This window comes from Chryseobacterium edaphi, assembly GCF_025628985.1.
Lineage (GTDB): Bacteria > Bacteroidota > Bacteroidia > Flavobacteriales > Weeksellaceae > Chryseobacterium > Chryseobacterium edaphi.
Window position 1 is genome coordinate 991,077 of the sequence record NZ_JAOTEM010000001.1, and the last position, 12,656, is coordinate 1,003,732.

General features: G+C 33.8%; 12 protein-coding genes. 10 read left to right on the forward strand and 2 right to left on the reverse strand.

Annotated features, from left to right (window positions below):
- Positions 1 to 3 precede the first annotated feature (3 nt).
- From NZ698_RS04635 to NZ698_RS04660, 6 genes are all read left to right on the forward strand, one after another.
- Positions 4 to 1,161, forward strand: a complete 1,158-nt coding sequence (locus NZ698_RS04635; RefSeq protein WP_263001919.1) for a sensor histidine kinase — start codon at positions 4 to 6, stop codon at positions 1,159 to 1,161.
- A gap of 77 nt (positions 1,162 to 1,238) precedes the next feature.
- Positions 1,239 to 1,907 carry an ABC transporter ATP-binding protein gene (locus tag NZ698_RS04640; RefSeq protein ID WP_263001920.1) on the forward strand — a complete coding sequence of 223 codons (669 nt, stop codon included), beginning with the start codon at positions 1,239 to 1,241 and terminating at the stop codon, positions 1,905 to 1,907.
- Between the two features lie 14 nt (positions 1,908 to 1,921).
- Positions 1,922 to 2,497: a murein L,D-transpeptidase catalytic domain-containing protein gene (locus NZ698_RS04645; protein ID WP_263001921.1), complete on the forward strand. Its 576-nt coding sequence runs from the start codon at positions 1,922 to 1,924 to the stop codon at positions 2,495 to 2,497.
- A gap of 38 nt (positions 2,498 to 2,535) precedes the next feature.
- On the forward strand, positions 2,536 to 3,213 hold the full coding sequence (gene radC / locus NZ698_RS04650; protein WP_263001922.1) for a RadC family protein: 678 nt from the start codon (positions 2,536 to 2,538) through the stop codon (positions 3,211 to 3,213).
- On the forward strand, positions 3,210 to 4,127 hold the full coding sequence (locus tag NZ698_RS04655) for a hypothetical protein (protein ID WP_263001923.1): 918 nt from the start codon (positions 3,210 to 3,212) through the stop codon (positions 4,125 to 4,127). Before radC ends, NZ698_RS04655 begins: the two co-directional genes overlap by 4 nt.
- Positions 4,128 to 4,196: 69 nt before the next feature.
- Positions 4,197 to 5,129: a phytanoyl-CoA dioxygenase family protein gene (locus NZ698_RS04660; protein WP_263001924.1), complete on the forward strand. Its 933-nt coding sequence runs from the start codon at positions 4,197 to 4,199 to the stop codon at positions 5,127 to 5,129.
- 9 nt (positions 5,130 to 5,138) lie between these two features.
- Here NZ698_RS04660 and NZ698_RS04665 read toward each other — a convergent pair whose 3' ends face one another.
- The gene (locus NZ698_RS04665) at positions 5,139 to 5,921 is read right to left on the reverse strand and encodes an FkbM family methyltransferase (RefSeq protein ID WP_263001925.1); all 783 of its coding nucleotides are present in this window, start codon (positions 5,919 to 5,921) and stop codon (positions 5,139 to 5,141) included.
- Between the two features lie 169 nt (positions 5,922 to 6,090).
- Here NZ698_RS04665 and NZ698_RS04670 point away from each other — a divergent pair, with 169 nt between their 5' ends.
- From NZ698_RS04670 to NZ698_RS04680, 3 genes are all read left to right on the forward strand, one after another.
- Positions 6,091 to 6,603 (forward strand): DUF7935 family protein, encoded by a 513-nt coding sequence (locus NZ698_RS04670; protein ID WP_263001926.1) that lies wholly within the window; start codon positions 6,091 to 6,093, stop codon positions 6,601 to 6,603.
- 23 nt (positions 6,604 to 6,626) lie between these two features.
- Entirely contained in the window at positions 6,627 to 7,238 is a 612-nt protein-coding gene (locus NZ698_RS04675) for an inorganic pyrophosphatase (RefSeq protein ID WP_263001927.1), read from the forward strand.
- 312 nt (positions 7,239 to 7,550) lie between these two features.
- Positions 7,551 to 10,286, forward strand: coding sequence for a sodium-translocating pyrophosphatase (locus NZ698_RS04680; RefSeq protein ID WP_263001928.1), 2,736 nt, complete (start codon positions 7,551 to 7,553; stop codon positions 10,284 to 10,286).
- Between the two features lie 88 nt (positions 10,287 to 10,374).
- Here NZ698_RS04680 and NZ698_RS04685 read toward each other — a convergent pair whose 3' ends face one another.
- Entirely contained in the window at positions 10,375 to 11,514 is a 1,140-nt protein-coding gene (locus NZ698_RS04685) for an aminotransferase class I/II-fold pyridoxal phosphate-dependent enzyme (RefSeq protein WP_263001929.1), read from the reverse strand.
- Between the two features lie 80 nt (positions 11,515 to 11,594).
- On the opposite strand from NZ698_RS04685, the gene NZ698_RS04690 reads away from it, so the two are divergent.
- Positions 11,595 to 12,650 (forward strand): M28 family metallopeptidase, encoded by a 1,056-nt coding sequence (locus NZ698_RS04690; RefSeq protein ID WP_263001930.1) that lies wholly within the window; start codon positions 11,595 to 11,597, stop codon positions 12,648 to 12,650.
- Positions 12,651 to 12,656 lie beyond the last annotated feature (6 nt).

The following is a 12,656-nucleotide window of genomic DNA, read 5'->3' on the forward strand; positions in this document are numbered from 1 at the left end:
AAATTGAAAAAAAGATCCATATTTTCCAGATTCAACAACTGGTTTATTTTTTCTCTGATGACGCTAGTTGTTGTAGCAATCGTGATCGCTTCAACTTTGGTAATCAATTATTTAAGAAGAGAAGAAGTAAGAAGAGTAGATATTTTGGTAAATGCCTTAAAATTTCAGCAGGAAGCTACTTCTCCAAGTCTTGAAGTTCAAGTATTGCTTCTGAAGATTTACAGTTCAAATACTACAATTCCATTAATTCTTTTGGATAAAAATGATCAAATTATTGAATATAAGCATCTACCGAAAGAAGTTGGTGATGATTCTAATAGAATAGTTGCGTTAGCAAAAAAGATGACTAAAAAATATCCTGCGATAGAAATAAAAGTGCAGGGGGGTAACAATCAGTTTGTCTATTATGATAATTCAGAAATTCTTAATAATCTACAGTATTTTCCTTTTTTGCTTGGTTTTTTTATATTATGTTACTTTTTATTCTCATACTGGTTTTTAAGGACGGTCAAAAAAACTGACGAAGGTTATCTTTGGGCTGGTTTGGCAAAGGAAACTGCACATCAAATTGGGACACCCTTGTCATCTATGATGGGATGGATGGAAATCATGAAACTAGAAAATCCCGAATCTGACGGTGTTCACGAAATTGAAAAAGATATTGAAAGATTAAGAACGATCTCGGAAAGATTTTCTAAAATAGGTTCGGTTCCTGAACTTAATGATATGGATTTTAATGAAACAATTCAGGAGAATTATGATTATCTTAAAACAAGAATTTCAAAGAAAATCAATTTTTCTCTTCTACTTCCTACTTACAATATTTTGGTTCCTCACAACAAAATTCTGATGAGCTGGGTCATTGAAAATTTGGTTAAAAATGCTGTCGATGCAATGAAAGGACAAGGAATTTTGCAGATGTCAGTTTTTGAACGCAATAAAAATATTTTGGTCGAAGTAAAAGACAACGGAAGCGGAATGACAAAATATCAGGCTCAAAATGCTTTTAAACCAGGTTATTCTACGAAAAAACGCGGTTGGGGATTAGGTTTAAGTTTGGCAAAGAGAGTAGTGCAGGAATATCATAATGGTGATATTAAAATTTCACAAACCGAAGTAGGAAAAGGAACTACTTTTAGAATTGTCATTAAAAAAGGATAATTTTTTCATAAAAATCATTGTTGCTAAAAGCTTATTACAGGAAGCCAAAAGCAAAAAAAAATCACTATTTTTGAAGCATGATTAGAGCAAGTAATATCCATAAATCTTATGGGAATCTGGAAGTTTTAAAAGGTGTTGATCTTCACATCAAAGCGGGTGAAGTTGTTTCAATTGTTGGTGAGTCAGGAGCTGGGAAATCTACACTTTTGCAGATTTTAGGAACTTTAGACAGTCCCTCTAATCCCAAAAATTACCAGACTGAAATTGAACTGAACGGTGAATCGTTTATCAATATGAGCGATAAGCAGATTTCAAGATTCAGAAACCAGAATATTGGTTTTGTGTTTCAGTTTCATCAGCTTCTTCCGGAATTTACTGCATTGGAAAATGTTTTAATTCCAACAAAAATCGCAGGAGCAAACGAAAAAGAAGCAGTAGAAAAAGCTTACGATTTGTTTGAAGATCTGAAAATTGCTCACCGATTACATCATAAGCCCAATCAGCTTTCAGGAGGTGAAGCACAGAGAGTTGCAGTTGCAAGAGCTTTGATCAATTCTCCAAAAATCATTTATGCAGACGAACCTACGGGAAATTTGGATTCAAAAAATGCAGATGATCTCCACCGATTATTTTTTGATTTGAGAGACAAATACAATCAGACTTTCGTGATTGTCACTCACAATCCCAATTTGGCAGAAATTACGGACCGAAAACTCGTTATGAAAGACGGTTTGATTATAGAATAAAAACACAATTTTTGATGATGAAACAATTTATTTTTCTGTTTCTTATTATTATTTCCTGTTCCAAAACTCAATCTCAGCAAAATCATTTGGTTTTGCCGGAATCAAAAATTTCAGAAATTAAAGATTTTGTAAAAGGGAAAAATTACAACCAGGAGATCGCAGTTTTTATCAATTTTAAAACGCATTCAGGAAAATACCGTTATTTTGTTTATGATCTGAAAAATAATAAAATCTTACAACGAGCAATTGTTGCACATGGGGAAGGTTCTGTAATTCCTCACTCAAATTCTTTGAAATTTAGCAATGTTGATGGTTCTCATCAGTCATCTTTGGGCAAATATGAAATTCGTGAAAGTTATAATGGTAAATTCGGAAAAGCTTATCGACTGGATGGTTTAGACAAAACTAATGATAATGCAAGATTAAGAAGTATAGTTCTCCATTCTTATTACTGTATTTCGGATAAAGAATCTATAGATCCTGCCTGTCTCAGTTTTGGTTGTCCGATGCTTTCTAAATTAGCTTTCAATCAAACTGCAAAATATATTGATCAATCAAAAAAGCCAATCATCTTATACGCATTTTATTAAACCTTTTTAACTGAATTCTAATCATTTACCACTAATCTATGTCCATAAAGTTTCTAGCCGAAGACGACAGACCCAGAGAAAAGTTTTTGCTGAAAGGTAAAAATTCACTTTCTGATTCTGAACTTTTGGCAATCATTATGGGAAGCGGAAGTAGAGATGAAACTGCAGTAGAACTCGCACGAAAAATTCTGACATCAGTCAATAATAATTGGCATCAGTTGAGTTTATTAACCATTAAAGATTTAACAAAATTCAAAGGGGTTGGTGAAGTAAAAGCAATTTCAATAGCAACTGCTTTGGAAATCGGAAGAAGAAGAGCAAGCCAGGAAATCCCGGAAAAGCCACAGATTTCGAGCAGCAATGATGCTTATCAGATTCTAAAACTTCATTTGGCAGATCTCAGGACAGAAGAATTCTGGGCGGTTTTCTTGAATCAGAGCAATAAAGTTATTCATATTGCGCAGCTTACTCAAGGAGGAATCAATCAGTCAATTGTTGATATTCGTATTGTTTTTAAAACGGCTTTAGATCATTTTGCAACGGGAATTATTATTTCGCACAATCATCCTTCGGGAAATTTAAAGCCAAGTGCAGAAGATATTCAGATCACAAAAACAATCAAAGAAGCAGGAAATCTGATGAATGTTCAGCTTTTGGATCATCTTATCATCACCCAAAATTCTTATTTAAGTTTCGCAGACGAAGGATTATTATGATTAGAAGATTGAAATATCACGAAATTGACTTTGAAAAATATGCAAATTGCTTAGAGAATTCTGCACAAAGGAAATACTCTGCAGCAAAAGATTTTCTTGATATCACTTCAGATAAACAGTGGGAATTGTTGATCTATAATGATTACGAAGCGGTAATGCCGATTCCTTTCGTTATTAAATTTAGACTGAAAATCGTACACAATCCGATGCTTTGTCAACAATTGGGAATATTTTCAGAAAAAGATTCTGTAGAAATCAATGAGAAATTTCTTTATTATTTAGAAAAAAATTATCTAATCAGAATTTATCCTTTTAATGATGTCAATTGTTTTAAGTCAGATTTAAAAAAGAAAAAAAACTACATTATCTATCCCGATTCTTACGAAGTAATTTATTCCAAATATTCTCCTAAGAGAAAACGAAAATTACGTTCCGAGCCTGAAATTCTCAATGATTCCGAAGTAAAAATAATCAGTTATAATGATGCTCAGGAATTTATCCAATCTCATTTGTTAGGTGCAGAAAAGGAGGGTGATACTGTTCGTTTTATTAATATTTTTAAAGAATTTTCACGTTCCGGATTGGTGTTTTTTTATGCTTATCATTATCAAAACAAAATTACCAATGTAATTGCAATATATTCGGACGAAAAAACCAATGCTTTGCTGGGAACATTTAATGATAAAAATTACGTGAAAATTTCCGGAGCATCTATTCTTATTGATCAAGTTATCAAAGAAAATATTGAGAAAAAGATTTTTGATTTTGAAGGAAGCGAATTGCCTAATGTTGAAGAGTTTTTCAGAGGTTTTCGTCCAGAATTGAAACCTTTTCCGATAATTGAGTCATCAAAAAAGGATTTATTGTTTAAGTTATTAAGTCCAAAATATCTGCTGAAATTTTTATTGAAATAAAGAGTGCTGTTTAGATCAATTCTAAATATTATTCTTAAATTTATCCAGTAATTATCAACGCAATCAGGCATGCTTAATAGAATCCGAACCTACAAATTTCCTTACATCGTTTACAATTTTTTCAACAAGAAAAAACTGAAACATAATATTCCGCTTTATAAGAAATTTGGGCTTGATAAAAGTTATTTTTCGAGTATTTCAAGCAAAGATTTTTCAAATCTGCCTTCTGACAAACGAAAAGTTGATTATCCAAAACTAGTAGAAACCGATTTTTATAAAGAACTAAATTCTGAAAATCAAAATTCAGTTCTTGAATTTGATGATAAAGGATTTTTGGTATTAAGAAATTTTCTGACTGAAAAGATTGCCGATCAGATCAATAATGAAATCGACAAACTGATGTCTGATGGAACGGTGAAATTCCGTTATGGTGGCAAACTGATGTTTGTAATTCATCATTCTGAAATCGTCAAAAATATTGGCAACGACAAAAAATTATTAGAATTTTTATCTGTTTTGATGGATGGACAAGCGAAACTTTTCCAGAGTATTAACTTCATCAATGGAAGTCAACAAAAAACCCATTCCGACAGTATTCACATGACCACTTATCCTTTGGGCGGACTTTTAGGAGTCTGGATTGCGCTGGAGGATGTTGACGAAACTAATGGAGCTTTACATTACATTCCGGGAAGCCATAAATTACCTTATTTTTTAAATTCAGATTATGACAATGAAGGAACGGCTTTCAAAATAGGAAAGAAAAGTTATAAAGCGTATGAAGAATTTCTTGCAGAAAAAGTAAAAGAATTAGGTCTTAAAAAAGAGATTTTCAGAGCCAAAAAAGGTGATTTATTGATCTGGCACGCCAATATTTTACATGGTGGAGAACCGCATTTAGACAAATCAAAAACCAGAAAAAGTTTGGTTTATCATTATTTTGACGAAAACAGTGTTTGCTACCATGAAGTTACACAGCGACCTGCATTGTTCGAATTATAAATTTTAATATTAATCTTTTGTCAGAGTCAAAACAGAATCTTCATTTCTTTTGACTCTAAATCCAAAGGACTCAAGATCACTATTTAAATCTGAAGAAGTGTATGGATGATGGATTTCTATAATGATATTTTCTACATTTGAAAGCCACGCATTATTTTTATGCAATAAATCAATTTCTCCGCCTTCAATATCGATTTTCATCAGATCTATATGTGGAATTTCAAAATTCCTTTTTAAAGTTTCAATGGAGATTGCTGTAGTAGAAACTCCGATATCCGATATTTTCTGATTATAAGAAAGTTCATCATTGCTGAAATTGACAAACCCGTCTTCGAAATAAGCTGCTGCATTTATACATTCAATATTCTTGAATGAGATTGTATTCAGTTTTAGTAACTGAAAATTTTCTTGGGAAGCTTCGACCGCATATACTTTTGCATTGGGATATTTTAGAGACAAGTAAATCGATGTCATACCAATATGCGCTCCCAAATCAACAATTATTTGGGGTTCGTTTTTTAATAAAGAAAGATGTTCGGCGTAAGTTTTTTTCCAAAGTACTTCGTAGAAAATACCAATATCTCCTGTAAAAGTCCGCAGATAAAGATCAAATTTTCGTCCTGCACTTTTAAAATGATAAACAAAAGTTTCGTCATCTTTCAGATCTAAAATGTTTTTCTCAAATCTCGAACTGTATCTTTTCGAGTTCACAATCAACGAAACCCAAGATTTAAAACTGTGACTGATTTTTGACGTAAAAAAAAGTTTTGAAAGGTAATTTTTAAATGACATAAATGGTTTTCGGGAATTCTCAGCGTAAAATTAGTTTAAATTTCAATAAAAATAAATTCATTTTGTTGATTTCTTATGCATTGTAAATGCTCGCAGGCAAAGCTTTTATTAAAACTTGTTAAAATAACGATTAAATAACAAATATTTAGTAATTTTGCTTCCTCAAATTATGACAGAGTTTTCAGACTATTTACCGTATGCTTTTGCACTGATTGTTGCAATTCCTTTTTTGGTTTTGCTGAGACAGTTTGTATACAATTACATCAATTTAAAAAATCAGGAGATTAAATTGCTTTCAGTAAAATCAAATTCTGAAAACAAAACCCATTCATACGAAAGAATGACTTTGTTTTTAGAAAGAATGAAACCTTCCAATCTTATACAGAAATTTGATAAAGATCTTGCTGCTCACGAATTTGTATTTCTGACGGAAAGGACGATCAACGAAGAGTTTGAATACAATTCTTCTCAGCAATTATATTTGACTAAAAATTCTTGGCAGAATATTGTTGATTCTAAAAATGCCATTATAGATCTTCTTCATAAAACCTATGAAAGTCTGAATAACAGTCCAAATCTTGACGAATTCAAAACTGTTTTCATCATGAATTATATGAATGGTGATGATTATATTGGGGCGACAATCGAAGATCTAAGAAGAGAAATTTTAATAATAGCTTAAACTATAAAAATAAAAATAAATAAATGATTCCAAATTTTAAAGCACATCCGTGGCATGGGATTTCTGCAGGAGAAGATGCGCCAAACGTGGTCAACGTTTTCGTGGAAATTGTTCCTTCAGATACTATTAAATACGAAATTGATAAAGCTACAGGATATTTAAAGGTTGACAGACCTCAGAAATTCTCAAACATTATTCCTGCATTATATGGATTTGTTCCAAGAACTTACTGTAACGAAGAAGTAATGAAATTGGCTGTAGAAAGCGGAGCAGATGATGTTACAATGGGAGATCATGATCCTTTGGATATCTGTGTTTTAAGCTCTCACAATATTCACTCAGGAGGATTGTTGATGCAGGCTATTCCAATTGGTGGTTTCAAAATGATCGATGGTGGTGAAGCTGACGATAAAATTGTTGCGGTAATGGTTGATGACCATGCTTTCGGACATTTCAGAGATATTGCTGAACTTCCTGAAGCTGAAGTGAAAAGATTGATGCACTACTTCTTAACGTATAAAAATCTTCCGGATGAGCCTGCAAAATGTAGAATTCAGGAAGTTTACGGAGCTGAGCACGCAAGAAAAGTAATTATTGCTTCTCAAAACGATTACGCAAGCAAATTCGGAGGATAGAATTCTCTTGATTATAAATACTAAAGAGTAAATGAGTTTTCATTTGCTCTTTTTTTGTTTCAACTTTTAGATATTTTATGTCTAAATTAATTGCAATTAAAACTTTATTTGCTCCAGCGGAGCAATATCTGTATAGAATAAATTTCATCTAAATGTCGGGCGTTCCGTAGGAACGCTATCTCAAATTTCCACAATCTATTCATCATCCAATTTACATCATTAACTATTTTTGAATACTTTGTAATATTTTCCATTTTACGAATAGAATAATTTGGTATATTTATTAATCTATTACCAAAAAAATATTAAACTATGGACTTATTTTATTTAGTACCCATTTTTGGTGTCATCGCATTACTCTATACATTTCTTCAAAGCAATTGGGTGACCAAGCAAAATGCTGGAAATGAACGAATGAAAGTAATCAGCGGACACATTGCTGACGGAGCCATGGCTTTCTTGAAAGCAGAATACAAAATCCTAACTTATTTCGTTGTCATCGTTGCCATTTTATTGGCAGTAATGGGAACTACCAATTCAAATTCTCATTGGAGCATCAGTATTGCTTTCGTGATTGGTGCCGTATTTTCTGCCTTGGCAGGATTTATCGGAATGAAAATCGCCACCAAAGCAAACGTGCGAACTGCAGAAGCTGCAAAAACTTCTTTATCAAAAGCCTTAAAAGTTTCCTTCGCAGGAGGTTCTGTGATGGGAATGGGCGTTGCAGGATTGGCTGTTTTAGGTTTAGGGGCTTTGTATTTAATCATTAAACAAATCTTTGCTCCGAATTCTCCCGTTAATTCGGAAGAAATGGAAAGAACCATTGAAATTCTTACAGGATTTTCTCTCGGCGCGGAATCAATTGCACTTTTTGCGAGAGTAGGAGGTGGAATTTACACAAAGGCTGCCGATGTTGGAGCCGATTTAGTTGGAAAAGTGGAGGCCGGAATTCCCGAAGATGATCCTAGAAATCCTGCAACAATTGCAGATAATGTAGGTGATAACGTTGGAGATGTTGCCGGAATGGGAGCCGATTTATTCGGATCTTACGTTGCTACTGTTTTGGCAACAATGGTTTTGGGAAGAGAAACCATGTCAGATGATTCATTTGGTGGTTTTGCACCCATTCTTTTACCGATGCTGATTGCTGGAACAGGAATTATCTTCTCCATGATCGGAACTTTATTTGTTAAAATAAACGATAACGAAGATTCTTCCACATCAAGTGTTCAGAATGCTTTGAATCTTGGAAACTGGGGAAGCATCGTTATCACAGCAATTTCATCTTATTTCCTGGTTAATTATTTACTACCGGAAACTATGGTTTTACGCGGTCTTGAATTTACTAAAATGGGCGTTTTCGGGGCAATTATGGTAGGTTTAGTTGTAGGAACTTTAATGAGTATCATTACAGAGTACTATACCGCGATGGGGAAAAGACCTGTTCAAAGTATTGTGAAACAGTCTTCTACTGGTCATGCAACCAATATTATCGGCGGACTATCTGTGGGAATGGAATCTACATTTTTACCAATCATTGTTTTAGCAGGTGGTATTTACGGTTCATATTTGTGTGCGGGATTATACGGCGTTGCCATTGCAGCAGCAGGAATGATGGCGACAACAGCAATGCAATTGGCCATTGATGCATTCGGACCGATTGCTGACAATGCGGGAGGGATTGCAGAAATGAGCGAATTACCAAAAGAAGTTCGTGAAAAAACAGATATTTTGGATGCAGTAGGAAACACAACTGCCGCAACTGGAAAAGGTTTCGCAATCGCTTCAGCAGCTTTGACGGCTTTGGCATTATTTGCAGCATTCGTGGGAATTGCAGGAATCGATGGAATTGATATTTACAGAGCCGATGTTTTGGCAGGATTGTTTGTGGGCGGAATGATTCCATTTATCTTTTCTTCATTAGCAATTACAGCAGTTGGACAGGCTGCAATGGCAATGGTGGAAGAAGTTAGGAGACAATTCAGAGAAATTCCGGGAATTTTGGAAGGTAAAGCAGAACCTGAATACGAAAAATGTGTTGCCATTTCTACCGATGCATCCATCAAAAAAATGATGCTTCCTGGAGCGATCGCAATTATTTCTCCGCTTTTGGTTGGTTTCATTTTCGGACCTGAAGTTTTGGGTGGATTTTTGGCAGGAGCAACCGTTTGTGGTGTTTTGATGGGAATGTTCCAGAATAATGCAGGTGGAGCTTGGGATAACGCGAAAAAGTCTTTCGAAAAAGGAGCGAAAATCAACGGAGAAACATATTATAAAGGTTCAGAACCCCATAAAGCATCTGTAACCGGAGATACAGTAGGAGATCCATTTAAAGACACTTCAGGACCGTCAATGAATATTTTGATTAAACTAATGTCTATTGTTTCATTGGTGATCGCCCCGACTTTAGCCGTAATGCACAAAGATAAAATTGATGCTAACAGACAGGCTAAAATTGCAAGTCTTACAGGAATTACAGGTACTCATTCCGCAAATCAAAATGTTGCCGGAACAGCAGTTGCAGTCGTACCTTCAGAAATTGTTGGTCAATTAAATGAGAATGGAGATTTTGTTTATAATACAGGAAATGTTCAGGAGATAAAACTGAAAGGTGGCAAAACGATTTCATTAGGAGATCAAAGTCAGCTTTATTTGATGTATGATCAAATTAAGAATAATAAACAAACCGTTTTAGATCCAAATGCCTGGTTTACCATTGAAAATCTTTATTTTGAAACAGGTTCTAGCGATTTGAAAATTGGTTCAGAAAATCAGTTGATTAATTTAGCTGAAATCTTAAATGCATATCCAAACATTAAAGTAAAATTGGGTGGCTACACAGATAACTCAGGAAGTGAAGAAAGTAATATGAAACTTTCTAATCTGAGAGCGCAAACTACCAAACTTAAATTGTTGGAATTAGGAATCGCAGCAGACAGAATAGAAGCTGAAGGTTACGGCTCACAATATCCTGTTTGTCCGGCAAATGATACTGATGAATGTATGGCAAAAAACAGAAGAATTGATGTAAGAGTTCTTTCTTTATAATAAATGTATAACTTAACTTAAATAAAAACACCGCAATGATTTGCGGTGTTTTTTTATCTGTGAAAATCTGCGTAATCTGTGGGAATGCTTACAAATTCTTCGTCAAATATTCCATAGCCTGAATGATAACATCATCTTTTTTAGCAAAACTAAATCTTATATAATCTGAATCCTTTTTCGAATTGTAAAAAGCAGAAAGTGGCAGACAGGAAACTTTTTTCTCAACAGTCAGCCATTTTGAAAATTCCACATCGGTCATCGTTTTTGAAACATTTCTAAAATTTACCAGTTGGAAAAATCCACCTTCAGCTTTTTGTTCGATTTGTAAGGGAGTATCTTTAATCAATTCGTTAAAAATATTTCTCTTATTCTGCATGATTTTCTGATTGTCTGAAGGATCAAACACATCAAGATATTTGGCAATTGCATATTGACAAGGAGCATTTGAACTGTAAGAAATGTATTGTTGATGAGTTCTGAAATTTTCTAACAGTTCCTCTGATGCTAAAAGATAGCTCACCTTCCAGCCTGTAGCATGAAACATTTTGCCAAAAGAAAATATTGAAAACGTTCTTTTTTTAAGTTCAGAATGCAGAAACGGACTGTAATGTGAAATTTCATCATAACAGTAAATATCATAAATCTCTTCCGAGATAAGATAAATCTCCTGATTTTTAATCAAATGATACAATTGTTCCCAATCTGAAGCCGTCCACATTTTTCCTGTAGGATTTTGTGGAGAGTTGATGATGATCGCTTTTGTTTTATCCGAAATACAGTTTTGAAGTTTATCCCAATCAATCGCAAAATCATTGTCAAGATCATAATAAACTGGAACACCGCCATTTAAAACGATTGACGGAGCATAAGTATAATAAGAAGGCTGAATTACAATTACTTCGTCGCCAAATTCTAAAATTGATTTCAATGAAGTATAAAGTGCAAAAGTAGAACACGGAACAATATTGATTTCTTCTTTTTTTAATTTTAAACTGTTGGTTCTTTGAGAATTAAACTTTATAATATTATCAATCAGCAAAGGATTTCCTGATAAAGATTCATAGCTGTGAGTTATAACATCTGCAGACTCTTTCAAATAGTGGCGCAGTCGAGGATCTATTTCAAAATCGGGTAGACCTAAGGAAAGATCGAAGCTCTGATGTCTTGAAGCAAGCTCAGACATTTCAGTGAAAAATTTGAAATCATTAAATCCGTAATTCTTTTTCATAGTGCTTATCAAATATATAAAAAAAACGATACCGTTCGCAGTTAAATTATTTTTGTTATTTTTAAACAAATAATTTACGAATGAAAAAATTCCTGGTTCCAATATTCTCAATTGTTATTCTTACAAGTTGCGGAAGTTCGAAAGTAGTAACGAATGATCAAAGTTTACCTCAAACAGCTAGCTCAAGTACATCTAAAAATGACAAAGCTTTTCAATCTGCCTATCAAACGATTAAGCTTGAGGATTTAAAGAAAAATCTTTATGTAATTGCAGCAGATGATATGGAAGGACGAGACACAGGAAGTCCGGGTCAGAAAAGAGCGGGAGAATATATGGTTAATTATTATAAAACTTTGGGACTTTCTTTTCCTAAAACTTTAAACTCTCATTATCAAAAAGTTCCGGCTGATTATATGAAGAAAAGAGGTGGTGGAAATTTACCGGATTCTGAAAATATTTTAGCCTTTATCGAAGGAAGTGAAAAACCTGAAGAAATCGTTGTGATTTCTGCACACTACGATCATGTAGGAACACAAAATGGAGTAGTCTACAACGGAGCCGATGATGACGGAAGCGGAACAGTTGCAGTAATGGAAATAGCTAAAGCTTTCCAAAGTGCTAAAAAAACAGGAAACGGACCGAAAAGATCAATTTTATTTCTTCATGTAACTGGTGAAGAGCACGGATTATTTGGTTCCGAATATTATTCTGATCATCCAGTTTTCCCATTAGCGAATACAGTTGTAGATTTAAATATTGACATGATTGGTCGTGATGATCCCGAAAACAGAGGCAAAAATTATGTGTATGTAATCGGTTCTGAAATGTTGAGTTCTGAATTAAAAGTAATCAATGAAGCTGCCAATAAAAAAACGGTTAACTTAGAACTGAACTACAAATATGACGATCCGAAAGATCCGGAGAGATTGTATTACAGATCAGATCATTACAATTTTGCAAAAAATAATATTCCGGTTGCATTTTTCTTTGACGGAATTCACGAAGATTATCATAAACCAACCGATGACGTTGAAAAAATAGACTACGCTATCTTGCAGAAAAGAACACAATTGGTTTTTGCTACAGCATGGGAAATTGCCAATAGAAAGGACAGAATTGTAGTTGATAAGAAATAAAATCAA